At 71.4% G+C, this 26,968-nt stretch carries 24 protein-coding genes; 7 read left to right on the top strand and 17 right to left on the bottom strand.

Going from position 1 to position 26,968, the window contains the following annotated elements; translation table 11 throughout:
• Positions 1 to 10: 10 nt before the first annotated feature.
• Positions 11 to 2,755 carry a phosphoenolpyruvate carboxylase gene (gene ppc, locus ACZ6B8_RS32445; protein ID WP_471085692.1) on the bottom strand — a complete coding sequence of 915 codons (2,745 nt, stop codon included), beginning with the start codon at positions 2,753 to 2,755 and terminating at the stop codon, positions 11 to 13.
• A 282-nt stretch (positions 2,756 to 3,037) separates the two neighbouring features.
• Between ppc and ACZ6B8_RS32440 the strand changes: the two genes are divergently transcribed.
• Together ACZ6B8_RS32440 and ACZ6B8_RS32435 are read left to right on the top strand one after the other, a co-directional pair.
• The gene (locus ACZ6B8_RS32440; protein ID WP_471609521.1) at positions 3,038 to 4,075 is read left to right on the top strand and encodes an acyl-CoA desaturase; all 1,038 of its coding nucleotides are present in this window, start codon (positions 3,038 to 3,040) and stop codon (positions 4,073 to 4,075) included.
• Entirely contained in the window at positions 4,072 to 4,758 is a 687-nt protein-coding gene (locus tag ACZ6B8_RS32435; RefSeq protein ID WP_471085687.1) for a TetR/AcrR family transcriptional regulator, read from the top strand. The genes ACZ6B8_RS32440 and ACZ6B8_RS32435 overlap by 4 nt, the downstream gene beginning before the upstream one ends.
• Before the next feature lie 6 nt (positions 4,759 to 4,764).
• On the opposite strand, the gene ACZ6B8_RS32430 is transcribed toward ACZ6B8_RS32435, so the two are convergent.
• The 3 genes from ACZ6B8_RS32430 to ACZ6B8_RS32420 form a co-directional block, all read right to left on the bottom strand.
• Positions 4,765 to 5,385, bottom strand: a complete 621-nt coding sequence (locus tag ACZ6B8_RS32430; protein WP_471609520.1) for a Uma2 family endonuclease — start codon at positions 5,383 to 5,385, stop codon at positions 4,765 to 4,767.
• A 124-nt stretch (positions 5,386 to 5,509) separates the two neighbouring features.
• The gene (locus tag ACZ6B8_RS32425; RefSeq protein ID WP_471609519.1) at positions 5,510 to 5,872 is read right to left on the bottom strand and encodes a VOC family protein; all 363 of its coding nucleotides are present in this window, start codon (positions 5,870 to 5,872) and stop codon (positions 5,510 to 5,512) included.
• On the bottom strand, positions 5,872 to 6,708 hold the full coding sequence (locus ACZ6B8_RS32420; RefSeq protein WP_471609518.1) for a trans-aconitate 2-methyltransferase: 837 nt from the start codon (positions 6,706 to 6,708) through the stop codon (positions 5,872 to 5,874). Before ACZ6B8_RS32420 ends, ACZ6B8_RS32425 begins: the two co-directional genes overlap by 1 nt.
• A 141-nt stretch (positions 6,709 to 6,849) precedes the next feature.
• On the opposite strand from ACZ6B8_RS32420, the gene tamR reads away from it, so the two are divergent.
• Positions 6,850 to 7,347 (top strand): MarR family transcriptional regulator TamR, encoded by a 498-nt coding sequence (gene tamR, locus ACZ6B8_RS32415; RefSeq protein ID WP_362376856.1) that lies wholly within the window; start codon positions 6,850 to 6,852, stop codon positions 7,345 to 7,347.
• On the opposite strand, the gene ACZ6B8_RS32410 is transcribed toward tamR, so the two are convergent.
• Entirely contained in the window at positions 7,306 to 8,079 is a 774-nt protein-coding gene (locus ACZ6B8_RS32410) for a LuxR C-terminal-related transcriptional regulator (RefSeq protein ID WP_471085674.1), read from the bottom strand. The two genes, tamR and ACZ6B8_RS32410, sit on opposite strands and share 42 nt — an antisense overlap.
• 263 nt (positions 8,080 to 8,342) lie before the next feature.
• Here ACZ6B8_RS32410 and ACZ6B8_RS32405 point away from each other — a divergent pair, with 263 nt between their 5' ends.
• Entirely contained in the window at positions 8,343 to 8,798 is a 456-nt protein-coding gene (locus tag ACZ6B8_RS32405; protein WP_471086040.1) for a GNAT family N-acetyltransferase, read from the top strand.
• A 10-nt stretch (positions 8,799 to 8,808) separates the two neighbouring features.
• Here ACZ6B8_RS32405 and ACZ6B8_RS32400 read toward each other — a convergent pair whose 3' ends face one another.
• The 4 genes from ACZ6B8_RS32400 to galT form a co-directional block, all read right to left on the bottom strand.
• Positions 8,809 to 9,156 (bottom strand): DoxX family protein, encoded by a 348-nt coding sequence (locus ACZ6B8_RS32400; protein ID WP_471609517.1) that lies wholly within the window; start codon positions 9,154 to 9,156, stop codon positions 8,809 to 8,811.
• A gap of 146 nt (positions 9,157 to 9,302) precedes the next feature.
• Positions 9,303 to 10,457, bottom strand: a complete 1,155-nt coding sequence (gene galK, locus ACZ6B8_RS32395; protein ID WP_471609516.1) for a galactokinase — start codon at positions 10,455 to 10,457, stop codon at positions 9,303 to 9,305.
• 29 nt (positions 10,458 to 10,486) lie between these two features.
• A complete protein-coding gene (gene galE, locus ACZ6B8_RS32390; protein ID WP_471085665.1) occupies positions 10,487 to 11,440 on the bottom strand; it encodes a UDP-glucose 4-epimerase GalE in 954 nt (317 codons plus the stop codon).
• Positions 11,437 to 12,498: a galactose-1-phosphate uridylyltransferase gene (gene galT, locus ACZ6B8_RS32385; RefSeq protein WP_471609515.1), complete on the bottom strand. Its 1,062-nt coding sequence runs from the start codon at positions 12,496 to 12,498 to the stop codon at positions 11,437 to 11,439. Before galT ends, galE begins: the two co-directional genes overlap by 4 nt.
• Before the next feature lie 213 nt (positions 12,499 to 12,711).
• Between galT and ACZ6B8_RS32380 the strand changes: the two genes are divergently transcribed.
• Together ACZ6B8_RS32380 and ACZ6B8_RS32375 are read left to right on the top strand one after the other, a co-directional pair.
• Positions 12,712 to 14,397 (top strand): sodium:solute symporter family protein, encoded by a 1,686-nt coding sequence (locus tag ACZ6B8_RS32380; RefSeq protein WP_471609514.1) that lies wholly within the window; start codon positions 12,712 to 12,714, stop codon positions 14,395 to 14,397.
• 23 nt (positions 14,398 to 14,420) lie between these two features.
• Positions 14,421 to 14,702: a hypothetical protein gene (locus tag ACZ6B8_RS32375; protein ID WP_471085656.1), complete on the top strand. Its 282-nt coding sequence runs from the start codon at positions 14,421 to 14,423 to the stop codon at positions 14,700 to 14,702.
• A 32-nt stretch (positions 14,703 to 14,734) separates the two neighbouring features.
• On the opposite strand, the gene ACZ6B8_RS32370 is transcribed toward ACZ6B8_RS32375, so the two are convergent.
• The 4 genes from ACZ6B8_RS32370 to ACZ6B8_RS32355 form a co-directional block, all read right to left on the bottom strand.
• Positions 14,735 to 15,460 carry a helix-turn-helix transcriptional regulator gene (locus tag ACZ6B8_RS32370; RefSeq protein ID WP_471085653.1) on the bottom strand — a complete coding sequence of 242 codons (726 nt, stop codon included), beginning with the start codon at positions 15,458 to 15,460 and terminating at the stop codon, positions 14,735 to 14,737.
• A 291-nt stretch (positions 15,461 to 15,751) separates the two neighbouring features.
• A complete protein-coding gene (locus ACZ6B8_RS32365) occupies positions 15,752 to 17,635 on the bottom strand; it encodes an outer membrane protein assembly factor BamB family protein (RefSeq protein ID WP_471609513.1) in 1,884 nt (627 codons plus the stop codon).
• Between the two features lie 67 nt (positions 17,636 to 17,702).
• Positions 17,703 to 19,415 (bottom strand): outer membrane protein assembly factor BamB family protein, encoded by a 1,713-nt coding sequence (locus ACZ6B8_RS32360; RefSeq protein ID WP_471609512.1) that lies wholly within the window; start codon positions 19,413 to 19,415, stop codon positions 17,703 to 17,705.
• A 156-nt stretch (positions 19,416 to 19,571) separates the two neighbouring features.
• Positions 19,572 to 21,386 carry an ABC-F family ATP-binding cassette domain-containing protein gene (locus tag ACZ6B8_RS32355; protein ID WP_471085644.1) on the bottom strand — a complete coding sequence of 605 codons (1,815 nt, stop codon included), beginning with the start codon at positions 21,384 to 21,386 and terminating at the stop codon, positions 19,572 to 19,574.
• A 167-nt stretch (positions 21,387 to 21,553) separates the two neighbouring features.
• Between ACZ6B8_RS32355 and ACZ6B8_RS32350 the strand changes: the two genes are divergently transcribed.
• The gene (locus ACZ6B8_RS32350; RefSeq protein ID WP_471086036.1) at positions 21,554 to 22,168 is read left to right on the top strand and encodes a Uma2 family endonuclease; all 615 of its coding nucleotides are present in this window, start codon (positions 21,554 to 21,556) and stop codon (positions 22,166 to 22,168) included.
• Between the two features lie 9 nt (positions 22,169 to 22,177).
• On the opposite strand, the gene ACZ6B8_RS32345 is transcribed toward ACZ6B8_RS32350, so the two are convergent.
• The 4 genes from ACZ6B8_RS32345 to ACZ6B8_RS32330 all read right to left on the bottom strand — a co-directional run bounded on the left by ACZ6B8_RS32345 (position 22,178) and on the right by ACZ6B8_RS32330 (position 26,946).
• Positions 22,178 to 23,065 carry a 4-(cytidine 5'-diphospho)-2-C-methyl-D-erythritol kinase gene (locus tag ACZ6B8_RS32345; protein ID WP_471609511.1) on the bottom strand — a complete coding sequence of 296 codons (888 nt, stop codon included), beginning with the start codon at positions 23,063 to 23,065 and terminating at the stop codon, positions 22,178 to 22,180.
• A complete protein-coding gene (gene rsmA / locus ACZ6B8_RS32340) occupies positions 23,062 to 23,928 on the bottom strand; it encodes a 16S rRNA (adenine(1518)-N(6)/adenine(1519)-N(6))-dimethyltransferase RsmA (protein ID WP_471085638.1) in 867 nt (288 codons plus the stop codon). Before rsmA ends, ACZ6B8_RS32345 begins: the two co-directional genes overlap by 4 nt.
• Positions 23,929 to 24,360: 432 nt before the next feature.
• Positions 24,361 to 25,926, bottom strand: a complete 1,566-nt coding sequence (locus ACZ6B8_RS32335) for a ubiquitin-like domain-containing protein (protein ID WP_471609510.1) — start codon at positions 25,924 to 25,926, stop codon at positions 24,361 to 24,363.
• Between the two features lie 144 nt (positions 25,927 to 26,070).
• Positions 26,071 to 26,946 carry a TatD family hydrolase gene (locus ACZ6B8_RS32330; RefSeq protein ID WP_471085632.1) on the bottom strand — a complete coding sequence of 292 codons (876 nt, stop codon included), beginning with the start codon at positions 26,944 to 26,946 and terminating at the stop codon, positions 26,071 to 26,073.
• Between the last annotated feature and the right edge of the window lie 22 nt (positions 26,947 to 26,968).

Here is a 26,968-nt window from a genome sequence, read left to right as displayed (position 1 = left end):
CGAGGACTGGTCAGCCCGTGTTGCGAAGGCCCGCGGCCACGCCGTTGACCGTGAGCAGGAGTGCTCGGCCGAGCAGCGGGTCGGGCTCCTCCTCGGCCGCCGCCGCGTCCCGCTGGCGCTTGAGGAGGGCGACCTGGAGGTAGGAGATGGGGTCCAGGTAGGCGTCGCGGATGGCGAAGGTCTGCTGGAGTGCCGGGTGGGAGTCGAGGAGCTGTTGGCCGCCGGTGATGCGCAGGACTTCGCGGACGGTCAGTTCGTGCTCTTCCTCGATGGTGGCGAAGACGTGCCGGAGCTCGTCGGGCACGAGGGTCTCGACGTAGTGCCGGGCGATGCGCAGGTCCGTCTTGGCGAGGGTCATCTCGACGTTGGAGAGGAAGTTCCGGAAGAAGTGCCAGTGTTCGTGCATCTCGTCCAGGACGGTGTCGAGGCCGGCTTCGCGCAGGGCCTTGAGGCCGGAGCCGACGCCGAACCAGCCGGGGACGATCTGCCGGGACTGGGTCCAGCCGAAGACCCAGGGGATGGCGCGGAGTCCGTCGAGGGAGACGCCGGAGCCGGGGCGGCGGGAGGGCCGGGAGCCCAGGTGGAGGTCGGCGAGCTGGTCGACGGGGGTGGAGGCGAGGAAGTACGTGGGCAGGTCGGGGTCCTCGACGAGCCTGCGGTACGCGGAGTGGGCGGCGTCGGAGACGACGTCCATGGCGGCGTCCCAGCGGGCGAGGGCCTCGTCGGACTGGCGCGGGGCGGTGTGCAGGGCGGAGGCCTGGAGGGTGGCCGCGACGGTCAGTTCGAGGTTCTCGCGGGCCAGTGACGGCACGAGGTACTTGTCGGAGATGACCTCGCCCTGTTCGGTGACCTTGATCTCGCCTTCGAGGGTGCCCCAGGGCTGGGCGAGGATCGCGTCGTGGGAGGGGCCGCCGCCGCGGCCGACGGTGCCGCCGCGGCCGTGGAAGAGGCGCAGGCGGACGCCGTAGCGGTGGGCGACGTCGCGCAGCCGGCGCTGGGCGCGGTGGATCTCCCACTGGCTGGTGGTGATGCCGCCGAACTTGGAGGAGTCGGAGTAGCCGAGCATGACCTCCTGGACGTCGCCGCGCAGGGCGACGAGGCGGCGGTAGGAGGGGTCGGCGAGCATCTCGTCGAGGATGACGTCGGCGGCGCGGAGCTCGTCGGTGGTCTCCAGGAGGGGGACGATGCCGATCTTGGCCCAGCCGGCGTGCAGATCGATGAGGCCGGCTTCGCGGGCGAGGACGGCGGCGGCGAAGACGTCGTCGGCGCCCTGGCACATCGAGATGATGTAGGACTCGATGACTTCGGGGCCGAAGACTTCGAGGGCCTTCTTGACGGTGTGGAAGACACCGAGGGTCTTCTCGCCCGCGGCGTCGAGGGGCGCCGGGGAGGGGGCGAGGGGGCGGCGGGACCTGAGCTCCTTGGCGAGGAGCTTCTGGCGGTACTCGCGGGGCATGTCGGCGTAGCGCCAGGATTCTTCGCCGAGGCGGTCGAAGAGCTGGCCGAGCGCGTGGTGGTGGGCGTCGGCGTGTTCGCGTACGTCCATGGTGGCGAGCTGGAGGCCGAAGGCGGCGAGGGTGCGGATGGTGCGGTTCATCCGGCCGTCGGCGAAGAGGGCGCCCTTGTGCTCGCGCAGCGAGGTCTGGATGAGGGTGAGGTCGTGGAGCAGCTCGGCGGTGCCGAGGTAGTCGCGGCCTTCGACGTGTGCGGTGCCCTTGGCCAGGCGCTGCTTGGTGTTCTCCAGCTTCTGCCGGATGCAGGTGGCCTTGAGGCGGTAGGGCTCCTCGGCGTTGAGGCGCTTGTAGCGGGGGCTGATCTCGGGGAGGCGTTCGAGGTCGCACTGGAGGGAGGCGCGCAGTTCCTCGGTGGCTCCGGTGTAGCGGATGGAGTTGGAGAGGAAGCCGCGCAGCTCGTCGATCATGTCGAGTGCGTCGTTGATGCCGTGCTCGTGCTGGAGGATCAGGACGTCCCAGGTGACCTCGGGGGTCACGTTGGGGTTGCCGTCGCGGTCGCCGCCGATCCAGGTGCCGAAGCTGAGGGGGCGGGTGCCTTCGGGGAGTGCGACGCCGACGCGTTCCAGTTCGGCGGTGAGGTCCTCCAGGACGTCGCCGACGGCGCCGGCGTGCAGTTCGTCGAGGTAGTAGATGGCGTTGCGGGCCTCGTCGGCGGGTTCGGGGCGGACCACGCGGAGTTCGTCGGTCTGCCAGACGAGGTCGATGTTCTCGGCCAGTCGGGTGTCGTGGCGGCGCCGGTCGGACTCGATGACGGGGGTTTCCAGGAGCTCGGCGACGCGGCGGAGCTTGTTGAGCACGGAGCGGCGGGCCGCTTCGGTGGGGTGTGCGGTGAAGACGGGGCGCACGTTGAGGTGCTGCACGGTCTGGCGCAGGTGGTCGGGGTCGGCGTCCTTGAGGCGGTCCGCGGTGCGGGAGAGGAGTCCGCCTTCGGCGGCGCGCCGGGTGCGGAGCTCGCGGCCGCGGTGCACCTGTTCGGTGACGTTGGCGAGGTGGAAGTAGGTGGAGAAGGCGCGGACCAGCTTGGCGGCGGTCTCCAGTTCCGTGCCGCCGAGGAGCTTGGCGGCGGCCTCGCCGTCCTCGCGCGTCAGGCGGCGGACCTTTTCGACCAGTTCGAGGAGTTCGGGACCCTCTTGGCGTACGAGGGTCTCGCCGAGCAGGTCGCCGAGGCGGCGGATGTCGGCGCGCAGCTCGGCGCTGGCGTTGCTGGTGGCCTGCTGGCCCTGGTCGTCGGCACTGCTCACAGGTGCGGCTCCTTGCAGTGTTGAAGCGCTTCAAGACTGGGAGAGGTCCCCGGTGGGGATACCGGGGGGAGATACAGAGCGGACCGCGCTGTCCGACCGTCTCCAAGGATAGGTGTCACCTCGGGCACGGAGCTCGCGGCCTCTTGCCGCGGGGCTCCGCCCTGCCATACTTACGTCGCCGTAGGTTACGGAACCGTAGGAAACGCGGTATCGCAGCCGTGGCAGGAGCCGTGCCCACGCACGGATCCCACCTCAACCCTCGACCCCACAGGGGACGTGCCCATGACGACAACCTCCGATGCGTACTCCGACGCCGATGTGATCGACGCCGCTCCAGGGGCGGCTGAAGGCTCCGCGGGACAGGCGGCTTCCGCGACGCTGGGCGGCGAGCAGAAGCGCTCCGTCGAGCAGCTGGCGCTGCTCCTGTTCATCACCGTGCCCTTTCTCGCTCTGGTCGCGGCGGTGCCGCTGGCCTGGGGCTGGGGGGTGAGCTGGCTGGATCTGGGCCTGCTCGTGTTCATGTACTACCTGGGGTGCCACGGCATCACCATCGGCTTCCACCGTTACTTCACGCACGGCTCCTTCAAGGCGAAGCGGCCGTTGCGGATCGCGTTGGCGGTGGCGGGGTCGATGGCGGTGGAGGGCCCGCTGGTGCGGTGGGTGGCCGATCACCGCAAGCACCACAAGTTCTCCGACGCGGAGGGCGATCCGCACTCGCCGTGGCGTTTCGGTGAGACGGTGCCGGCCCTGATGAAGGGCCTGTGGTGGGCGCACATCGGCTGGATGTTCGACGAGGAGCAGACCTCGCAGGAGAAGTACGCGCCCGATCTGATCAAGGATCCGGCGATCCGGCTCGTCTCGCGGCAGTTCCTGCTCTGGACGATCGTGTCGCTGGGCATTCCGCCGCTGGTGGGCGGTCTGGTGACGATGTCGTGGTGGGGGGCGTTCACGGCGTTCTTCTGGGGCTCGCTGGTGCGGGTGGCGCTGCTGCACCACGTGACGTGGTCGATCAACTCGATCTGCCACGCGGTGGGCAAGCGGCCCTTCAAGTCCCGGGACCGGTCGGGGAACGTGTGGTGGCTGGCGGTGCTCTCCTGCGGGGAGTCCTGGCACAACCTGCACCACGCCGACCCGACGTCGGCGCGGCACGGTGTGATGAAGGGCCAGATCGACTCGTCCGCGCGGATCATCCGCTGGTGCGAGCAGCTGGGCTGGGCGACGGACGTGCGGTGGCCCTCGCAGTCGCGGCTGGACGCACGGCGCAGGCCGGCGGGCGAGGCCGCCTCCCGGCGCGGGGCGCGCTCGCCCGACGCGGCATGATTGACGACGTGGCGACCGACTCCAGCAATTCAAGCCCTGCCGGCAAAGAGAAGCAGCCCCGGCGTGCCCGCCGGACCCGGATGACGGGTGCCGAGCGCCGGGAACAGCTGCTGGACATCGGCCGTACGCTGTTCGCCGCCAAGGGGTTCGAGGGCACGTCGGTGGAGGAGATCGCGGCGAAGGCCGGGGTCTCCAAGCCGGTGGTGTACGAGCACTTCGGCGGCAAGGAGGGGCTGTACGCGGTGGTGGTGGACCGTGAGATGCGGGCGCTGCTCGACATGGTGACGGGGGCGCTGACGGCGGGCCATCCGCGTGAGCTCCTGGAGCAGGCCGCGTTCGCCCTGCTGGACTACATCGAGACGTACACGGACGGTTTCCGCATTCTGGTGCGCGACTCCCCGGTGGCCCAGTCCACGGGCACCTTCGCCTCTCTGATCTCCGACATCGCGACGCAGGTCGAGGACATCCTGGGGCAGGAGTTCAAGGGCCGCGGCTTCGACCAGAAGCTGGCGCCGCTGTACGCGCAGGCGCTGGTCGGCATGGTGGCGCTGACGGGCCAGTGGTGGCTGGACGTCCGCAAGCCGAAGAAGGCGGAGGTGGCGGCCCACCTGGTCAACCTGGCCTGGCACGGCCTGGACGGCCTGGAGCCGAAGCCGCGGTTGATAGGGCACCGGAAGAGCTGACGCCGTTCAGCTGTGCGTGATGGCCTCGCCGATGACGAACCCCTTGGCGGGGCCGCCCGGGACGACGGCGTCGGTGCCGTACGGGACGCGGTGCTCGTCCTCGTAGCTCTCCTTCTTCGGGTTGGGCGCGGTCAGGACGAGGACGGCGCCGTCCTCGTCGAAGTCGTCGATGATCACGTAGACGGGGATGCCGGCGCGGGCGTACTCGCGACGCTTGCGGACGCGGTCGCGCTCGATGTTGCGGGAGCCGGGTGAGACGACCTCGACGACCAGGGCGACCCCGGCGGCGTCGACGCCGAGGTCTTCTTCGTCGGGGATCTCGTCGGGATCGAGCGGGCCGATGAACAGGTCCGGAATCCAGCACTTGTGGCCGTGAAAGATGTTTCCGTCGTGCCACACGGCGTGGTCAGCGCCCCTCAGGTGAGCATCCAGGGCTCGGCGAAGGCGGTTGATCAACACCATGTGACGACGGCGACCGGTGGGCGACACCTCGATGGCTCCCTCGATGATCTCGGCGCGGTAGCCCTCGGGGAGATCCATGGCCTTCCACGCCTGCCACAGGACCTCGTCCAAGTCGGGTACCGGGTTGTTCACCACGGGGGTCACCTCATGTGCGAGAGCGGTCATCGTGCAGCACCTCCTCCATCAGTGTGGGCGCGGGCGCCACTGCGGCACAAGCGACACGGTGACGGTACGGCGCCGGGTGCCCCGTCACCCGAAAAGCCCCCGGCGATCACCCAAACGTGCGAGGTCAGGCCAACGGTTCGAGGAATTCCAGGCGGTTGCCTGCCGGGTCGTGGGAGTAGAAGCGGCGGTGGCCCGGCAGGTGGTCGTCCCAGGTGACCTCGGCGCCCCGTGCGGTCAGCCGGTCCGCGTACGCGGCGATGTCGCGGACCCGCAGCCCGGGGTGGGCCTTGCGTGCGGGGCGGAAGTCGGTCTCGACGCCGAGGTGCAGGCGGACGTCGCCCGCCTCGAACCAGCAGCCGCCGCGCGCCGCGAGGGCGGATGGTTTCGGGGTCTCCGTCATGCCGAGCACGTCGATGTAGTGGGCCCGCAGCTGCGGCTCGCTGCCGGGCGGGGCGGCGAGCTGGACGTGGTCGATGGACGCGAGCATCAGGCGCCGCCCTCCTTGCGGGCCACCGCGAACACCCGGCGGAAGGGGAACACCGTGCCGTGGGAGGACGGCGGGTACGCCTCGCGGAGGAGCCGGCCGTACTCCGTCAGGAACGCCTCCGTCGCCTCCGGGTCGTCCGCCAGAGCCGTCAGGACCGGGCGCAGGCCCGTGCCCTTCACCCAGTCCAGGACCGGGTCCTCGCCGGTCAGCAGGTGCTGGTACGTGGTCTCCCACGCGTCGACCTCGCAGCCGAGGCCGGCGAGGTGCTCCAGGTACTCCCCCGGCGTCAGCACCGCGTCCGCGTGCCGCAGGCGTCCGCCGAGCCGCCCACGCCACCGCTCGGAGCCGCTCAGTTCGCGCATCAGGACGTGGCTGGGGGCGTCGAAGTTGCCCGGCACCTGGAAGGCGAACGTGCCGCCGGGCGTCAGGGCGTCGATCCAGGCGGCGAAGGAGGCGGGGTGGCCCGGCACCCACTGCAGTGTCGCGTTGGACAGGATCAGGTCGTAGGTCCGCGGGGCGGGCGTCCACGCCGTGGCGTCCGCCGGGGCGAAGTCGAGGAGGCCGCCGCCGGCTGTGGGGCCCGCCACCGCCTCGGCCCTGGCCAGCATCTCCGGGGAGTTGTCGAGGCCGGTGATGTGGGCGGTGGGCCAGCGCTCGGCGAGGAGCCGGGTGACGTTGCCGGGGCCGCAGCCGAGGTCGGCGACGCGGGGCGGGCGGCCGGCGGCGGGGAGGTCGGGGACGCGGGCGAGCAGGTCCACGAAGGGCCGGGAGCGGTGGTCGGCGTGGCGCAGGTACTGGTGGGGATCCCAGGTGGCGGCGGCTGCGGATGCGGGCATGGTGGGCCTCCTCGGCGACGGCGCGGGGAACGCGGGACGACGTCGGGGTGACGTGCCGTACGCGCTCCGGCCGCCATCTTCACCCCGAAGTATCTTGACGTCAAGAGACTTCATGTCGACAGACCCCCTACACTGATCGTCATGGAGGACGAGGTCGATCGGCTGGTCGCAGCGTGGCGCCGGGAGCGCCCGGACCTCGACGTGGAACCACTCGAGGTGCTCAGCCGCGTGAGCAGGCTCGCGCGGCATCTGGACCGGGCCCGCAGGCTCGCCTTCTCCGAGCACAACCTGGAGCCCTGGGAGTTCGACGTCCTGACGTCGCTGCGGCGCGCGGGCGCGCCCTACCAGCTCTCCCCCGGCCAGCTCCTGACCCAGACGCTCGTGACGTCCGGCACGATGACGAACCGCATCGACCGCCTGGCGAAGAAGGGCCTGGTCGAGCGGCTGCCGGACCCCAGCGACCGGCGCGGCGTCCTGGTGCGGCTCACCGCGGAGGGCCGGGACCGCGCGGACCAGGCGCTGGCCGGACTCCTGGAGCAGGAGCGGGCGATCCTCGCCGAGCTCTCCCGCGCCCAGCGCGGCGAACTGGCGGGGCTGCTACGCCAACTGACCGCCCCGTTCGACAACATCCCCGGCTAGGTCGGCCGGTCCGACGCCCGCCCGCCGGGCCAGTGCCACCGCGGCGAGCGTGGAGTGCACGCCCAGCTTCCCCAGCACGTTCTGCATGTGCGTACGCACCGTGTGCGGGGAGAGGAAGAGGCGCTCGGCGACGGCCTTGCGGCCGAGCCCGGCCACCATGCAGCGCAGCACCTCGCGCTCGCGCGGGGTCAGCGACTCCACCAGCCGCTCGGACTCGGTGCGGTGCTTGCGGGCCGCCGTCAGCTCGCGCAGCACGCCGGTGAGCAGGGCGGGCGGCAGATGCGTCTCGTCGCGCAGCACGCCCCGTATGACCGTCAGGAGCCGGGAGAGCGAGCAGTCCTTGGCGACCCAGCCGGACGCCCCGGCCTGCAGGGCGAGCGCCGCGCGGCGCGGGTCGTCCTTCTCGGCGAGCACCACGGTGCGCACGGCGGGCTGGCCCGTGCGGACCCCCGCCACCAGCGAGATGCCGTCGACGAGCCCGTCGGCGTTGCCCTCCTGGACGGAGACGGCGGGCCGGGCGGCCAGGGCGCTGGCGGCGCTGCCGAGGTCGGCGTCGACGAGCAGCACGTCGTACCTGCGCCCCTCGGCGATCGAGCGCTCCAGGCAGCGCAGTGCGGCGGGGCCGCTGCCGGCCGCCGACACGTCGACGTCGGGCTCGGCCGCCAGCGCGGCGGCCAGCGACTCGGCGAAGATGCGGTGGTCGTCGACGACCAGGACTCGAATGCGAACCACAGAAACCCCCTTCCCCGCGCTCCCGGCAGGGAGCTGGGGATACCCCATCCTCGGAGAACGGCTGGTGCGGGTACGGCGCCCGGTGCGGGGGTCGACGCGGTGGCCCGGCCGCCGCCGGACGTGACCGCTGCCCCCACGCCGGGCGCTGTACCCGACTGTCTCGCCCCCTGATCAGTGCCGGCCCCCACCGGCACTGCCCTTCAGAGTAGGGCCGCACGCTCACAGCGGAAGGTGATTTGCAGAACTGATTGGCCGACGCGTTTATGGTGAGCCATATGTTTCGGATGGAGACGGGAGTCGACAAAGAGCGGCTGGGTCTGCTGCGCTCGCGGCTGAGCGAGACGAACGCGGCGGCCTCGGCGGAGCTCCGCGCGCTCCGCGGCACCCGCGAGGACCAGGAACTTCCGCTGGCCGTCTGGGCGTTGGACGAGACGGGCGGGCTCGCGGCGGGGCTCGCCGCGTACACCTGGGCGCGCTGGCTGCACGTGGACCTTCTCTGGGTCGACGACCGCCACCGCGGGGCGGGGCTCGGCTCGCGGCTGCTCGCGGAGGCGGAGCGCGTGGCCGTCGAGGAGCGCGGCTGCCGCAGCTCCCGGGTGGAGACGTGGGACTTCCAGGCGCCGGGCTTCTACCGCAACCAGGGGTACGAGTTGGTGAGCGTGATCCCCGACTACCCCGAGGGCGTCAAGGAGTTCACGCTCACCAAGCGGCTGGGCTGAGCCCGCGGGCTCAGGCCGCGAGTCCCACGACCAGGGCGCCGGCGACCGGCGCCGCGTACAGCAGCGGGAACGGGATGTGCGCGTACCAGCGCGCCCGCACCACGGTGACGACCGCCCCGGCGAAGTACAGCACCAGGGCGATCGCCGCCGCGGTCCCGACCACCGGCACGAACAGGCCGGCGAGCAGGCCGGCGACGCCCGCGGTCTTGGCGGCGCCGAGCCAGGGCAGCCACGTCATGGGGACGCCGTAGTCGGCCATCGGCTGCACGACCCACTGGGCGCGCAGGAAGACGGAGACGGCGGAGAAGCCCACCATCGCGGCGGCGATCAGGGTGACGACGGTGTGGGTGGTGGACATCTGGGACGCTCCTCTGTCGCGCGGCTGCCGGGGCGGTGCCGCCCCGGCCGGTGCCGTTCTCGGCTGTTCACTGCCATGACGGACCGCGCCGCACCGATGTGACCGGTCGGCGGAATCTTTTTCCGCCGGGTCCGGTCACCGCACGTTCACGCCTCCCGGCGCGCCCCCGCCGACGCGGCCGCCGGGAAGACCCGCGGCGCCGTGAAGCCCGCCGCGTCGAAGGCCGCGAGGACGGACTTCGTGACCGTGTCCGCGTCGGCCGACTCCACCAGGACGATCGCCGAGCCGCCGAAGCCGCCGCCGGTCATCCGGGCGCCGAGCGCGCCCGCCGCGTTGGCGGAGCTCACCACCAGGTCCAGCTCCGGGCAGGAGATGCGCAGGTCGTCGCGGAGCGAGGCGTGGCCCTCGGTGAGGACGGGGCCGCTCGCGCGGATGTCGCCGGCGTCCAGGAGGCCGATGACCCGCTCGACGCGGTGGTCGTCGGACACGATGTGCCGCACGTACCGCCGGATCCTCTCGTCCGTCAGCCGCTCCAGCGCCGCCGGGAGTTCGTCGTACGCCACGTCGCGCAGATGGGTCACGCCCAGGATGCGGGCGCCCTCCTCGCAGCCGGCCCGGCGCTCCGCGTACGCCCCGTCGCCCAGCTCGTGCTTGACCCGGGTGTCGACGACGAGCAGCCGCAGGCCGTGGGCGTCGAGGTCGAAGGGGACCTGCCGTATCGCCAGGTCGCGGCAGTCCAGGTGCAGGGCGTGGCCCTCGGTGGCGCACGCGGAGGCCATCTGGTCCATCACGCCGCACGGCACGCCGACGAAGGCGTTCTCGGCGCGCTGGGCGAGGACGGCGAGGCGCGGCCGGTCGAGGCCGAGCCCGTACAGGTCGTTCATGGCGAGGGCCGTGACGACCTCCAGGGCGGCCGAGGAGGACAGGCCCGCCCCGGTCGGCACGGTCGAGGAGAGGTGGAGGTCGGCGCCGCCGGACACGTCGTGGCCCGCGTCCCGCAGCGCCCACACCACACCGGCCGGGTAGCCGGCCCAGCCGCCCTGTCCGTACGTCGACAGGGGTTCGAGGGCGTCGACGCGGAGTTCGGCGACTGGGGCATCGATGTCCGCGGAGTGCAGCCGCAGGACGCCGTCGGTGCGGCGGGCCGCCGCCGCCACCGCGGTGTGCGGCAGCGCCAGCGGCATCACGAACCCCTCGTTGAAGTCCGTGTACTCGCCGATGAGGTTGACCCGGCCCGGGGCCGACCACACCCCTTGCGCCGCGTACCCGTACAGCTCGGCGAACTTCCGCGCTACGTCCATCGGTTACCCCTCAACCCCTCGTTCTTCTCTCAACGCCGGGCGAATGCCCAGGCGTCGGCGACGATGCCCGCGAGGTCCGCGCGGGTCGGGTTCCAGCCGAGCTTCTCGCGTGCGGCGGCGGCCGAGGCGACCAGGACCGCCGGGTCGCCGCCGCGGCGCGGGGCCACCACCTCGGGCACGGGGTGGCCGGTGACCTGGCGGACGGTCTCGATGACCTCGCGCACGGAGAAGCCGTTGCCGTTGCCGAGGTTGCAGATGAGGTGCTCGCCGGGGGTGGCGGCGTCGACGGCGAGGAGGTGCGCCTCGGCGAGGTCGGCGACGTGGATGTAGTCGCGCACGCAGGTGCCGTCCGGCGTCGGGTAGTCGTCGCCGAAGACGTTGATCGCCTCGCGGCGGCCCTGGGCGACCTGGAGGACGAGCGGGATGAGGTGCGACTCGGGGTCGTGGCGCTCGCCGCAGTCGCCGTAGGCGCCCGCGACGTTGAAGTAGCGCAGCGAGACGGCGGCCAGGCCGTGCGCGGCGGCCTCGCCACTGATCATGTGGTCGACGGCGAGCTTGGAGGCGCCGTAGGGGGAGGTCGGCGCGGTCGGGTCGGTCTCCGTGATGGGGGTGCTCACGGGCTCGCCGTAGGTGGCGGCGGTGGAGGAGAAGACGAGCCGGCGCACATCGGCGTCGCGCATCGCGGCGAGCAGCGCCATGGTGCCGCCGACGTTGTTGTCCCAGTACTTCTCGGGCTTCACGACGGACTCGCCGACCTGCGAGAACGCGGCGAAGTGCAGCACCGCGTCGTAGGAGGAGTCCAGCCACTTGGCGGCGTCGCGGATGTCGCCCTCGATGAAAGCGGCGCCGGCGGGGACGCCTTCGCGGAAGCCCGTGGAGAGGTTGTCGAGGACGCTCACCTCGTGGCCGGCCTCGATCAGGTGCTGCGCCACCACGCTTCCGACGTAGCCCGCACCACCGGTGACCAGGTACTTACCGCTCATGAACTCGCTACCTCTCGCAGTCGCTGGGCCGCGGCTTCCGGCGGCACGTCGTTGATGAACACACTCATGCCGGATTCGGAACCCGCGAGGAACTTCAGCTTGCCCGAAGTGCGGCGAATCGTGAAAAGTTCGAGGTGCAGGCCGAAGTCGTCCCGGTTGATCCCGTCGTGTCCGTCGAGCGCGGTGAACGGCGCCTGGTGCCAGGCCGCGATGTAGGGCGTGGGGGTGGTGCCCGAGGTGTCGAAGATCCGGTCGAAGCGCCGGAGGAGTTCCAGATAGATCCGCGGGAACTCCGCGCGGGCGGCTTCGTCGAGGGCGAGCAGGTCGGGGACCCGGCGCCTGGGGTAGAGGTGCACCTCGTAGGGCCAGTGCGCCGCGTACGGCACGAAGGCCACCCAGTGCTCGCCCGCCAGGACGACCCGCTCGCCGGCGCCCTCCTTCGCGACGATGTCGTCGAAAAGGTTGCCGCCGGTGGACTCCTTGAAGGCGGCGAGGGAGCGGAGCATCAGCTCCGTGCGCGGGGTGACGAAGGGGTAGGCGTAGATCTGGCCGTGCGGGTGGCCGAGGGTCACGCCGATCTCGGCGCCGCGGTTCTCGAAGCAGAACACCTGGGCCACAAAGGGCAGGTGGGAGAGCTCGGCGGTGCGGTCGGTCCAGGCCTCCAGGACGAGTCCGGCCTGCTCGGGGGTGAGGTCGGCGAAGGAGGCGGTGTGGTCGGGGGTGAAGCAGACGACCTCGCAGCGGCCCGCGTCGCCGGCGAGCGAGGGGAAGCGGTTCTCGAAGACCACGACGTCGTAGCCGGAGTCGGGGATCTCGCTGAGCCGCTCCCCGGCGGAGGGGCACAGGGGGCACTCGTCGGCCGGCGGGTGGTAGGTGCGGCCCTGGCGGTGCGAGGCGATGGCCACGCTGTCGCCGAGCAGGGGGTCCCGGCGCACCTCCGATGTGGTCGAGACGGGCCCGAGCGGGCGCCGGTCGACGGCGTCGCGCACGGTGTCGTCGCGCACGTCGTAGTAGATGAGCTCACGACCGTCGGCGAGACGGGTCGAGGTCTTCTTCACGTCAGGGGCTCCTCACCACCCACCCAACAGAACCGAACATAACAAATCACAAGCCAACAGCTCCGTCAATGCCCGCCACCCCTGAGGCGGGGCAGCGGTTCGGCCCGTCGGCTCGATCACAATCAAACAAAGAACACCAACAGAACTGTTCAGTTATTGAAGCAAGGGGCGTAGGTTCCGGTCTGATCCGTTCGCGCAACGAAGCGAGTTCACATGCTGTCCCCGACACAAACCCTGGCCGAGGGGCTTCGGCTGCCCACCAACGGCCTCGACTACGCGATCCTGGCGATCTACTTCGCCGTGGTCCTCGGCATCGGCTTCGCCGCCCGGCGCTCCGTGAAGACCAGCCTCGACTTCTTCCTCTCGGGCCGCTCCCTGCCCGCCTGGGTCACCGGTCTCGCCTTCGTCGCCGCGAACCTGGGCGCCACCGAGATCCTCGGCATGGCCGCGACCGGCGCGCAGTACGGCGTCGCGGTCGTCCACTGGTACTGGATCGGCGCCATCCCGGCCATGGTCTTCCTCGGCCTGGTCATGATGCCGTTCTACTACCGCAGCAAGGTCCGATCCGTCCCCGAGTTCCTGCTCCAGCGCTTCGACAAGTCGGCGCACCTGCTGAGCTCGGCGCTCTTCGCCTTCGCGGCGATCCTCATCGCGGGCGTGAACCTCTACGCCCTGTCGATCGTCGTCGAGGCGCTGCTCGGCTGGCCGCAGTGGGTGGCGATCGTCGTCGCCGGCCTGTTCGTCCTCGCGTACATCACCATCGGCGGCCTCTCCTCGGCGATCTACAACGAGGTGCTCCAGTTCTTCGTGATCCTCGCCGCGCTCATACCCATCTGCGTCATCGGCCTGAAGAAGGTCGGCGGCTGGAACGGGCTGTCCGGCTCGATCGAGAAGCAGCACGGCGACAACTTCATGACCGCCTGGGGCGGCACCGGCATCGGTGACGCCAACCCGCTCGGCGCCAACTGGCTGACGATCATCCTCGGCCTCGGCTTCGTGCTCTCCTTCGGCTACTGGACGACGAACTTCGCCGAGGTGCAGCGCGCGCTCTCCGCCAAGAACCTGAGCGCCGCCCAGCGCACCCCGCTGATCGCCGCCTTCCCGAAGATCTTCATCGTCTTCGCGGTGATGATCCCGGGCCTGGTCGCCGCCGTCCTCGTCCCGAAGATCGGCACGCCCGGATCCGACCTGACGTACAACGACGCGATCCCGTACCTGATGCAGGAGTTGCTGCCCAACGGCGTGCTCGGCATCGCGGTCACCGGACTGCTCGCCGCGTTCATGGCGGGCATGGCGGCGAACGTCTCCTCCTTCAACACCGTGTTCACGTACGACATCTGGGCGAAGTACGTGGTCAAGGACCGTGAGGACGGCTACTACCTGAAGTTCGGCCGGCTCATCACCGCGCTCGGTGTGCTCGCCTCGATCGGCACGGCCTTCATCGCCTCGTCGTTCTCGAACATCATGAGCTACCTGCAGACGCTGTTCTCCTTCTTCAACGTCCCGATGTTCGTCGTCTTCATCATCGGCATGTTCTGGAAGCGCGCGTCCATGAAGTCCGGTGTCTGGGGCCTGCTCGCGGGCACCACCGCCGCGATGGTCAACTACTTCTGGATCTACAAGCAGGGCATCATCGACATCCCGTCCGACCAGGGCGCCAACTTCGTCTCGGCGATGGTCGGCTTCGCCGCCGGCGCCGTCGTGATGGTGGCCGTCACCCTGTTCACCGCGCCCAAGCCGGAGGCCGAACTGGCCGGTCTGGTCTACGGGACGGTCTCGCCCGACCTGGCGGCGGACGGCGTCGAGGCGGGCGACGACGCGTGGTACCGCAAGCCGGCGCTGCTCGGCTGGGGCGCCGTCGTACTCGCCGCGGCCTGCTACGTGCCGTACTCGTTCTAGCCCCGATCGGAGGACCGAAGACCATGTCTGATCTGCACAAGCACGTCTCCGACCTGGAGGCCGAGTCCGCCACGGCGGCCCGGCTCTTCGACATCAGGCGGATCATCGGCGGCCTGTTCGTCGTCTACGGGATCATCGTGACGATCGCCGGGATCACCGCGTCCGACGCGGACCTGAAGAAGGCCGAGAACATCAACATCAACCTGTGGACGGGGCTCGCCATGCTCGCCCTCGGGCTCTTCTTCCTGGTGTGGCTGTGGCTGCGCCCGATGGTGGTGCCCACCCCGGAGCCGGAGGACGGCTGAGCGCCGCTCGTCCGCCCCGCCGGGGTCCGGTGTCACCGCGGTGGCTCGGGCCCCGGCGCCGTCTCCAGGCCTTCGGGGCCGTTGCCGTTGTTCGCGTACGACGACACCGGGCGCTCGGCGCGCTCCAGCAGACCCGTGCGCGCGGCGAGCGCGGCGGCCTCCAGGCGCGAGCCGACGCCGAGCTTCATCAGGACCCGCTGGACGTGGGTGCGGGCCGTGCTCGGGGCTATCCCCATGCCGGCCGCGATCAGCCGGGTGTCCTCGCCGTCCGCGACCCTGACCAGCACCTCGACCTCGCGGGGCGTGAGCATCTGGAGCAGCCGCTGCCCCTCGTCGTCGGGCTGCGCGGCCGGATTGAGCAGCTCGCTGAACGCGCCCTGAAGCAGCTGGGGCGCGACGGCCGCCTCGCCGGCGCGGGCCTTCATGATGGCGCGCTCCACACCCTCGATGCGCTCGTCGTGGCGCACGTACCCGGAGGCGCCGGAGGCGAAGGCCGCAGCGATCCCGCGCGGGTTCGGCACCGGCCCGAGCACCACCACCGCCACCTGCGGACGGTCCCGCTTGATCTTCACCACGGGGTCGAACATGCCCGGTTCGGCGGGCGTCGCCGTGCCGAGGAGGCAGACCTCCGGGGCCCTGCTGATGACCAGTTCCGCCGCGCCCGCGGCGGGCGCGGCGGCGGCGAGCACCCGGTGCCCGCGCAGTTTCAGTGCCGAGGCGAGGGCCTCGGCGAGCAGTCGATGATCGTCGACCACCATGAGCCGCACACCCACAGCAACCCCCCACTTCCCCGACTGATCCCCAGATCCACCGGTCGCCCCGCTCTCCCGCTCCCCGTGGACCGCGGGCCCCCCGGCCCTCCGTCCCCCGGAAGCTACACGCTTGTTCGACGTTACGCGCCCCCTACCGGCCAGAAGCGGCCCGTAATGCCGAAATCACTGCCCTTGGGGGGCGCCGGGAAGGACCGGGTGGTACGCGGACGGCGGCGGCCGCCCCCTCCTGGTGTGGAGGGGACGGCCGCCGCCGTGCGTGAACCCGCTGCCGCCCCGCTACTTCGCGACGAAGCCGAGCGCCACGTACTCCTTCTCGTCCTTCGAGAAGGGCTTGCTGAGCAGCTTCTTGCCGAGGAACAAGTGGCCGTTGCCGTAGAGGAGTTCGTTGGACTTCGGGACCATGCCGCTGATCGCGTCGGTGACCGTCTGGGTGCCCGGGGTCTCCAGGAGCTTGGTCTCCTTCATCGTCCTGCCGTCGAGCGAGACGATCTGGGCGCCCTTCTGGTAGCTGTGCGTCTTGTACGCGATGACGTTGCCGCCGTCCATGCGGACCGGGAAGATCTCGCCGTTGTCGCCCGCGATCACGCGGTCGCTGGTCGGCTTGCCGGTGGCCAGCGAGAAGGAGACGATCTCGTTGGTGCGGTTGTAGCTCTCACCGGTGCCGTCGTGCTGGCGCGTCGGGACGTAGAGCCGGTCGTTGCCGACGGCGATCGCCCGGCAGTCGTTGACCATGTTGACGCCGCAGTCGTGGTCGTACTTGCCGTCCTCCAGCGAGATCTTCGTGCGCAGCTTGCCGTGCTCGTCGAGGGAGAAGACGTCGGTCGCGCCGGACGCGGTGATCTCGGTGGTGTCCTGGCCGAAGACGACCGGATTGGTCGAGATGATCTTGGCGTTGTCGACGCCGGGCGCGATCGGGTACGTCCACTTCTCGCTGCCGGTCTTCGGGTCGAGCAGCTGGACCTTCAGCGTCTCGTCGCCGTACGTGCCGCACTTGCGGACCGCGACGAGCTGGTCGCCGCCGGCGTAGCCGACGTCCTCGCACTTGCCGACCTTGGGCTTCCACAGGCTCTTGCCCTTGACGTCCCACGCGGCGCCGCCGCTGGAGGTGCCGGCGCCCGCGGCGATGGTGGTGCCCGAGATGGTGACTTCCTTGAACGTCGCCTTCATGCCGTTGGTCTCGGCGGACTCGGTCCAGAGCTTCCTACCGGACTTCAGGTCGACCGCGGAGACGTTGCTGCACTGCTCGTAGTCGCCCTTCTTGTTCCGCTTGGCCTCTTCGGTGACGACCGCGGCGATGCCGTCGTCGGTGACCTCGTGCGACATCGCGCAGGCCATGCCGGAGAGCGGGATGGTCCACTTCTTCTTGCCGGTGTCCGGGTCGTAGCCGTTCAGCTCGTTGATGCCCGCCTTGGCGTAGACGTCATCGGTCAGCACCGATCCGGTGGCGTTCCAGATCTGGTCCTTGGGGATCTTCGGCTGGGGCAGCTGCATGACCACCTTGGCCGAGGGGCTGGCCGGGGCCTTCTCCTTGGCCGAGCCCTGGCCGGGCAGCCCGCCCCCGCCCTTCTCGTCCTTGCCGCCCTTGCCCTTCTCGCCCTGCGCGGTGTCCTTCTTGGGGTCGTCGTCCTTCGTCGAGGCGTAGAAGACGCCGCCGCCGACGATCAGCGCGATCGCGGCGACCGCCGCGATGATGATCGCCATCTGGCCGCTGATCTTCTTGCCGCCGCCGGAGCCGCCGTCGCCGGGCTGCGGCGGGGTCGGCATGGTGGGGGGCTGCTGGTAACCCTGCGGATAGCCCTGCTGGTACTGCGGGTAGCCCTGCTGGACCTGCGGCTGGGCGGGCTGGGTCGGATAGGCGTAGCTCTGCGGGGGCGCCGGCGGCTGGGGGGCCGGGGGCGCCTGCGGGTAGCCGTAGTTGGGCTGCCCGGTCGGCTGACCGGTCGGCTGTGCCGGAGGTGCCGGGGGTGCCGGGGGTGCCGGAGGGGCGGCGGGCGGGGCCGCGGGCGGCGGGGTCTGCGGCGGCTGGGGCGCCTGCGGGTAGCCGTAACCGGGGTCCGGGGCCTTGCCGAAGCCGCCGGGCGGCGGGTCCTGCGGGGCGCCGAAGCCGCCCTGCGGGGGCTGGTTCGGCGGCTGGTTCGGTGGCTGGGGCGGCTGGGTCATGACGGTGTCTGTTCCTTGGGGACGGGAGCGGGCGAGAGGGTGCTGACGCGAGCGGGGGCGGAGCGGATCACTTGCCGTAGGCGAGCATCAGCTTCGCCTGGCCGGACGTGCTCATGATGTTGGTGGTGGAGATGTAGAAGCGCCCGTCCACGTAGTCGATGTCCTTCGAGTAGAAGCCGCTCTCGATCTTCGACGTGCCCTGCGGGTGCTGCAGAAGGGTCTCGGGCTTGTGCGAGCCGGAGATCTTGAAGGAGACGACGCGGCCGCCGGCGTCGTACGACGGCTTGACGTACGCGATCAGCGCGCCGTCCTCGGTCTTCATCGGGACCATCGCCTCGTCCAGCGGCGACTTGACGCGCCAGGCCTCCTTGCCGGTGGCCAGGCTGATCGCGACGATGTCGTTCGCGCCGCTCTTCGCCTCGGTCGGCAGGTAGAGGTAGGTGTCGTCGGCCGTCGCGCCCAGGCAGCCGTTCAGCTCACCGTCGAGGAACGAGTAACCGCACTCCGGGGCGAACTTGTCCTTGGAGACGACCTGCGAGCGCGTCGCGTCGCTGTTCGCCTTCAGGACCGTGATGTTCGACCGGTCCTTGTCCTCGTTCTTGAGGTACACGACCGTCGGGCTGACCGAGTAGAGCTTCTCGATGCGCCAGCCCTTGGGGAACTTCTTGGTCCACAGGGCCCTGCCGGTCTTCGGGTCGAGCTGCTGCAGCTCGTCGTGCTCGGTGGGGGTGCTCGCCCCGCAGGACAGCGCCATGAGGAGCTTCTCGCCGCCCGCGAACCCGTTGGGGAAGCAGGTGCCCTCGTCCTTCTTCTTCGCGATGTAGAGCTGCTTGCCGTCGCTCATCCGCAGCGCCGTGCCGGACTGCTCGCGGCCGACCATCAGCACGTCCCCGACGAGCGCCAACTGGCTGGAGAGCGAGGAGTCGAACAGGCCCTGGTTCTTGACCGGCTTGCCCCAGCCCTTGTCACCGGTCTTCAGGTCGACGACCTGGAGCTGGTTGCACTCGGCGCCGGACTGCGAACCCTCCTTGTACGCCACCACGATCTTCTTGTCGTCGGTGGCCGACTGGGTCGCGGCGCAGATCTTCTCCGGGAACGTGATGGCGTCCCAGGCGATCTTGCCGGTCTTCACGTTGTACGCGAGGAGCTGCTTGTACGCGGCCTTCACCACGATGTCGCCGTCGATCCACATGCCGGGGGCGTCGCCGCCGGAGCCGGGGACCTTCGGCGCCTCCTTGTACCAGAGGACCTTCGCCTCGCCGGCCTGGCGGCCCGCGTTGAGGTCCTCCTTGCCCTCGTGGCCGTCGCCGCTTCCGTTGCCCGGGTTGACCGGGGTGGAGACGTGCGGCTCGGGGTCCTTGTTCTTGGCCTCGGACTTCTTCCCGCCGCCGCTGTCGTCACCGCCGACGACGGCGTAGGTGACACCGCCCGCGACGAGCAGCGCGGCCACGGCCGCGGCGACGACCAGCACCAGCTTGTTGCGCTTGTTGCCGCCGCCGGGCGGCGTGCCGGGACCGGGTCCCGCCGGGAACTGCGGCTGGGTGGGCGGCTGCTGCGGGTAGCCGTACTGCGGCTGGGCGGCGTAGGGCCCCGGCTGGCCCGGCTGGGTCGGCTGGTTGTAGGGGCCGGGCTGCTGCGGCTGACCGTAGGGGCCCGGCTGGGCGGGCTGGGTCGGCGGGTTGTACGGACCCGGCGTCTGCGGGTAGCCGTAGCCGGGCTGTGGTGGATCCTGCGGAGCTCCGAAGCCGCCGGGCGGCGGCTGGTTGGGCGGCTGAGACATCAGCGCTTCCCCCTTCACTGATTTTCGGCACGCCAAATGGTGCTGAGGGCAGCCTTTCTATCACCCTGGCGCCCTATCACACGGGGCCGGTCCTGTCCCTGTTCCCAAGGAAGAACCGGCCCGTGACGCCTCCGTTATGGGAGCTCCACGGGAGCTCTACGCGTCCTCCGCAAGCTCCAGCCAGCGCATTTCCAACTCCTCGCGCTCACCGATCAGTTCACGGAGTTCGGCGTCCAGTTTGGCCACCTTCTCGAAGTCCGTGGCGTTATCGGCGATTTGCGTGTGGAGCTTGGCCTCCTTGTCGGAGACCTTGTCCAGCTGCCGCTCGATCTTCTGCAGTTCCTTCTTGGCGGCGCGGGCCTCGGCGGCCGACACGGTCTTCACCGCGGCGTCCTGCGCGGGCGCCGCCTGCGCCGCGGCCGGAGCGGCCGCCTGCGCCATCCGCTGCCTGCGCTCCAGGTACTCGTCGATGCCGCGCGGCAGCATCCGCATGGTGGCGTCGCCCAGAAGCGCGAACACCTTGTCCGTCGTCCGCTCGACGAAGAACCGGTCGTGGGAGATGACGACCATGGAGCCGGGCCAGCCGTCGAGCACGTCCTCCAGCTGCGTCAGGGTCTCGATGTCGAGGTCGTTGGTGGGCTCGTCGAGGAAGAGGACGTTGGGCTCGTCCATCAGCAGCCGCAGCAGCTGCAGCCTGCGCCGCTCACCGCCGGAGAGGTCGCCGACCGGCGTCCACTGCTTCTCCTTGTTGAACCCGAACGTCTCGCAGAGCTGGCCCGCGGTCATCTCCCGGCCCTTGCCGAGGTCGACCCGCTCGCGCACCTGCTGCACGGCTTCGAGCACCCGCAGCGTCGGCTTCAGCTCGGCGACCTCCTGCGACAGATAGGCCAGCTTCACCGTCCTGCCGACGACGACCTTGCCGGCCACGGGCTGCACGTCGCCGTCACTGCGGGCGGCATCCGCCATGGCGCGAAGCAGCGAGGTCTTGCCCGCGCCGTTCACACCGACCAGGCCGATCCGGTCGCCGGGGCCGAGCTGCCAGGTCAGGTGCTTGAGCAGCAGCTTCGGGCCGGCCTGGACGGACACGTCCTCCAGGTCGAAGACGGTCTTGCCGAGCCGTGTCGTCGCGAACTTCATCAGCTCGCTGGTGTCCCGCGGCGGCGGCACGTCGGCGATCAGCTCGTTGGCGGCCTCGATGCGGAACTTCGGCTTGCTGGTGCGGGCCGGGGCGCCGCGCCGCAGCCAGGCCAGCTCCTTGCGCATCAGGTTCTGCCGCTTGGTCTCCTCGGTGGCGGCGATGCGCTCACGCTCCGCGCGCGCGAACACGTAGTCGGAGTACCCGCCCTCGTACTCGAAGACGGAGCCGCGCTGCACGTCCCACATGCGGGTGCACACCTGGTCCAGGAACCAGCGGTCGTGCGTCACGCAGACGAGCGCGGAGCGGCGCGTGCGCAGATGCTGGGCCAGCCACGAGATGCCCTCGACGTCGAGGTGGTTGGTCGGCTCGTCGAGCACGATCAGGTCCTGCTCGGCGATCAGCAGCTTGGCCAGGGCGATGCGCCGGCGCTCACCGCCGGAGAGCGGGCCGATGACGGTGTCGAGCCCCTGCGGGAACCCCGGCAGGTCGAGCCCGCCGAACAGCCCGGTCAGCACGTCCCTGATCTTGGCGCTGCCCGCCCACTCGTGGTCGGCGAGGTCCCCGATGACCTCGTGCCGGACGGTGGCGGCCGGGTCCAGCGAGTCGTGCTGCGTCAGCACGCCGAGCCGCAGCCCGCCGTTGTGCGTGACGCGGCCGGTGTCCGCCTCCTCCAGCTTGGCGAGCAGCCGGATCAGGGTGGTCTTCCCGTCGCCGTTGCGCCCCACGACACCGATCCGGTCCCCCTCGGACACGCCGAGTGAGACGCCGTCGAGCAGGGCACGGGTGCCGTACACCTTGCTGACAGCCTCGACATTGACGAGATTGACGGCCATTTCTCTCCTGACAGGGGGGATCGATCGATCCTCCAGCGTAGTCGCCCGCGAGGACGGGCTCCGGCCCGCTCCGGGGTACGGGGTCGCTCACTCTTCGTGATGACGGATCAAGGAACCCGCGGCTACCGTTGAGGGCGGGCCGCAGAATCCCGTCCATGGGAGGAACCATGACCGCCGAGCCGATTCCCGAACCGTTCTCCGAGTCGGCGTCCGACACCCGGTGGCCGGTGCCGCCACCGGAGGGCTGGACCGTGGACGACCTGCGCACGCTGCCCGGCCTCCCGCCGCACACCGAGCTGATCGACGGGAGCCTGGTCTTCGTGAGTCCGCAGCGCTACTTCCACAGCCTCGCCATCGACCTGTTGGTGAACGGGCTCCGTGGCACCGTGCCGGCGGACTTGCGGGTGGGGCGGGAAATGACGGTGGTCATCGATCGCCACAACGGCCCCGAGCCGGACATCAGTGTCGTCCGCAAGGAAGCTGTCGTAAGCCGTAGCCAGACGTCCTTCCCCGTAGCCGATGTCCTGCTGGCGGTGGAAGTCGTCTCTCCCGACTCGGCGGCACGCGACCGCGACAGCAAACCGCTCAAGTACGCCGCCGCCGGCATCCCCCACTTCTGGCTGGTGGAAATGGCAGGCCAGGACGATCACCCAGTCGTCCAGGTGTACGAACTCGGCACGGCGTCCGGCACGTACGCCCTCACGGGCATCCACCACCAGCACCTGAAGGTCTCCGTCCCGTTCGACATCGACATCGACCTCACCGCCATCGACCTGCTCTGACCCGGGCGCTCAGAGCAGGACCGCTCCCGGCGCCGGGGCCTGGGCGACGCGGGCGGTGCGGCAGGTGCCGGAGGCCGTCAGGGCGTCGGCCACCTTGTGGGCGGAGGCGGCGTCGGTGGTGAGGTACGCGGTGGTCGGCCCCGAGCCGGAGACGAGGGCGGCCAGGGCGCCCGCCGCCCGGCCGGCGGCGAGGGTCTCGCGCAGTCGCGGGAAGAGGGAGAGCGCGGCGGGCTGCAGGTCGTTGGTGACCGTGGCGGCGAGCGCCTCCGCGTCGCCCGCGCGCAGCGCGTCGAGCAGCGCGGGGGACGCCTCGGGCGCGGGCGCGGCGGGGGTGAGCCGGTCGAACTCGCGGTACACGGCGGGCGTGGAGAGCCCGCCGTCGGCGACGGCGAAGACCCAGTGGAAGGTGCCGCCGACCTCCAGCGGCGTCAGCTTCTCGCCCCGGCCGGTGCCGAGCGCGGCTCCGCCGACCAGACCGAACGGTACGTCGCTGCCCAACTCGGCGCAGATGTCGAGCAGTTCGGCCCGGGACGCGCCGGTCCCCCACAGCGCGTCGCACGCCACGAGCGCGCCCGCGCCGTCCGCGCTGCCGCCGGCCATGCCGCCCGCGACGGGGATGTCCTTCTTGATGTGCAGGTGCACGGCGGGCTCGATCCCGTGCCGCGCGGCCAGCAGCTCCGCGGCGCGGGCCGCGAGGTTCGTGCGGTCCAGGGGGACCTGGTCGGCGCCGGGGCCCTCGCAGGTGATCCGCAGTGCGTCGGCGGGGGCGACGGTGACCTCGTCGTAGAGGCCGACGGCGAGGAAGACGTTGGCGAGGTCGTGGAAGCCGTCGGGGCGGGCGGCGCCCACCGCCAGCTGGACGTTGACCTTCGCGGGAACCCGTACGGTCACGCTCACGCGGCGGCCTCCTTGTGCTCCGCGATGCGGGCGAACTCCTCGACGGTGAGGGCCTCGCCGCGGGCCTGGGGCGATACCCCGGCGGCGACGAGCGCGGCCTCGGCGGCGGCCGCGGAGCCGGCCCACCCCGCGAGGGCGGCCCGCAGCGTCTTCCTGCGCTGCGCGAAGGCGGCGTCGACGACGGCGAAGACCTCGCGCTTGGACGCGCTGGTCTTCACCGGCTCGGCGCGGCGCACCAGCGACACGAGGCCGGAGTCGACGTTCGGCGCGGGCCAGAAGACGTTCCGCCCGATGGACCCGGCGCGCTTGACGTCCGCGTACCAGTTGGCCTTCACGGAGGGCACGCCGTAGACCCGCGAGCCGGGCCCGGCGGCGAGCCGGTCGGCGACCTCGGCCTGCACCATCACGAGCGTGCGCTCGATGGTCGGGAAGGTGTCGAGCATGTGCAGCAGGACGGGGACGGCGACGTTGTACGGGAGGTTCGCGACCAGCGCGGTCGGGGCGGGGCCCGGGAGCTCGCCGACGAGCATGGCGTCGCTGTGCACGAGCGCGAAGGAGCCGGCCTTCTGCGGGAGGCGCGCCTCGATGGTCGCGGGCAGCGCCCCGGCCAGCACGTCGTCGATCTCCACGGCGGTGACGTGGGACGCGGTCTCGAGCAGGGCCAGGGTCAGGGACCCGAGGCCCGGGCCGACCTCGACGACGACGTCGTCCGGGCGGACCTCCGCGGTGCGGACGATGCGACGCACCGTGTTGGCGTCGATGACGAAGTTCTGGCCGCGCTGCTTGGTCGGGCGTACGCCCAGGGCAGCGGCCAGTTCGCGGATGTCGGCGGGGCCGAGGAGGGCGCCGTGCTCAGTGCTCACGGGACAAGGTTACGGGGCCTGGCCCCTGGGCCTCGCGCGGTCCTCGGGGCCCCTGGGCGGGGGGCCTCCGCCGGGGCGGGTGGGCCGGGCGGGGTCCCCAGGGCGGGTGGGGCCCCTGGGCGGGTGGGGCCCCTGGGCGGGTGGGGCCCCCTGGGCGGGTGGGCCGGGCGGGTGGGGCTTCGCGTCCTGCTGCCGGGCCTAGAACAGCGCCGCCGCTCCGCGGCGGATGTCTCCCACCCACCCACCCGTTCACCCCGCGACGCGGGGTTGGGGTAGGGGCGGGTGGGTGGGGGGGTGCGCCGCGACGGTCTGAGCGGGTGGGCCAGGGGCCTCCGCGACGGTCTGAGCGGGTGGGCCGGGGGGCTCCGCGACGGTCTGAGCGGGTGGGCGGGGGGCCTCCGCGACGGGCCGGGCGGGCGGGTGGTCCGGGGGCTACAGGCGGCGGCCGCAGTGGGGCCAGGGGGTTGCTCCGCGTTGTACGTAGAGTTTCTTCGCTCGGAACGTCTGTTCCGACGCCGACGCGTCCTGGGGGCGGCCCGAGCCGCCCAGTGCCTGCCACGTCCGGGTGTCGAACTGGTACAGGCCGCCGTACGTGCCGGACGGGTCCACCGCCGCGGGCCGCCCGCCCGACTCGCAGTGGGCGAGCCCGCCCCAGTCGAGGCCGTCCGCACCCGCCACCGACGACGGCATCTGTTTCGTGCCCACCTTCACGATCCGCTTCTGCGGCTCCCGCACCACTTCCGTCCGCACCCGCCGCGGCTTCTGCTTCACCCCGTTCACCGACCGCACCGTGTACGTGACCCGCCGCACCCCCGGCCGCCCCGCCTGCGCCACGACCTCCGTGCCGCGCAGCACCGTCGCGTCCTCGGTCCTCTCCACCTCGAAGGGGATCGGCTCCTCGCGGACCTCCTTCGTACCGGTGATCCGCATGACCGTCACGGTCTGCCCGTCGCGCGGAAAGCTCTCCGGCCCCACCGACGTCGTGTCCTGGCCCCGCAGCGTCACCCCGGCCTCGGCGACCGCGTCCCGCACGGTCGCCGCGTTCGTGCGGATCGTCCGCTCCCGCCCGTCCGCCATGATCGTGACGGTGCGTTCGGTCAGTACGTCGAGGGCGAGGCCGTCGCGGTCGATCCGCCGGGAGCGCGAGGCCGACAGCTGCGCCCCCTCCGCCCGCACCCCGAGCTGCCGCAGCGCCCCCTCCACGGTTTGCGCCGTGGTCCACACCTTGCGCCGCTGCCCGTCGAGGGTGAGGTGGACGGGTCTGCCGTACCGGACGGCGATCTCGTCGCCGCTGGCGAGCGCCGTCGTGGACGCGGGCGCCACGATGTCGTGCGAGCCGACGTCCACGCCCTCGTCGGCGAGGAGTTCGCCGACGTCGTCCGCGAAGGTGTGCAGGGTGCGCGGCTTGCCGTCGACGATGAGCTGTACGGCCTTGTCGTTGGCGACGAACGCGGACGTGCCGCCCGCGAGGAACGCCACGACGAGGGCCTGCGGCACCAGCTTGCGCATCGCCTCGGGCGGCCGCGGCGTCCCGCCCCGCTCCGGCGCCGCGGGAAGGGCGCGCCCGCCGGCCCCGCGCCGCCGCGCGGCCCGCCCCGCCGGCGCGGGCGCCGCGGGTGTCCCTGACTGGCGGGGGAACCGCTGGCCCGGGGCGTCCTCGTCCGCGGCCCCGTCCGGCACGGTGACGGCGATTGTCGCGTCGGCGCCGACGTCGAGGAGCGTGGCGTCGTACGGCGCCGCGCGCCACGGCTCGGCGGTCGGCGGTACGTCGTACGCCGGGGCGCCGTACCCGGACGCCCCGTACCCGGGCGCTCCGTACGTGGGCGCTCCGTACGTGGGCGCTTCGTGCAACGGCGACTCGTACACCGGCGGCTCGTACGTCGGCAACGCGTACGTCGGCTCCGCGTAGACCGCCGGCTCACGCGGGAAGGGCTCGCGAGCCGGCTCGAAGGGCGGCTCAAAGGGCGGCTCGTACGTCTCGTACCGCGCACTGCTCACGACGACGCTCCAGGGGTCCGTACCGGGCGGACAGAACCTAGCGGAGCCACCGTCACTCTCCAAAGCAGCACGACTACGCAGTGTCGCTGCGTTGACCTGAGCCGTGGTGCGCGGGCGGTTGGCGCCGTCCCGCTTCGTTATCGGTCAGTAAGCAAACGCGCGTGCCGTGTTCGCCGAGACGGCCGTGGCCATGGCGTCCTCGTCGATGCCCCGCATGTCGGCCATCGCGCGCAATGTGACCGGAATGAGATACGGCGCGTTGGGCCGTCCGCGGTACGGCGCGGGCGTGAGGAACGGCGCGTCCGTCTCGACGAGCACGAGTTCGAGCGGCGCGACGGCCAGTGCGTCCCGCAGGTCCTGCGCGTTCTTGAAGGTGACGTTGCCCGCGAAGGACATGAAGTAGCCCTGCTCCGCGCAGACTCGGGCCATCGCGGCGTCGCCGGAGTAGCAGTGGAAGACGGTGCGCTCGGGGGCGCCCTCCTCCTTCAGGATCCGCAGCACGTCCTCGTGCGCCTCGCGATCGTGGATGACGAGCGCCTTGCCGTGCCGCTTCGCGATCTCGATGTGGGCGCGGAAGGACCGCTCCTGCGCGGCCATGCCCTCCGGCCCGGTGCGGAAGTGGTCCAGGCCCGTCTCGCCGACGCCGCGCACCTGCGGCAGCGCCGCGAGCCGGTCGATCTCGGCGAGCGCCGCGTCGAGCGCGGCGTCGCCGCCGGCCTCCCGCTCGCCCTGCCGGGACCACCCGTCGGGGTCGCCGAGGACGATGCGGGGCGCCTCGTTGGGGTGCAGGGCGACGGTCGCGTGCACGCTGTCGTGCGCGGCGGCGGTCTCGGCCGCCCACCGGGAGCCGCGGACGTCGCAGCCCACCTGCACGACCGTGGTGACGCCCACGGACGCGGCCTTGGCGAGGCCCTCCTCGACCGAGCCCGACTGCATGTCGAGGTGGGTGTGCGAGTCGGCGACCGGGACCCGGAGGGGTTCGGGCAGCGGCGGGGGGACGTCGGCGTTCTTCGAAGGCATGCTCCGATCCTACGAAGCCCCC

The organism is Streptomyces sp. NPDC041122 (assembly GCF_055592445.1).
This window is presented reverse-complemented; position numbering and strand designations above follow the sequence as displayed.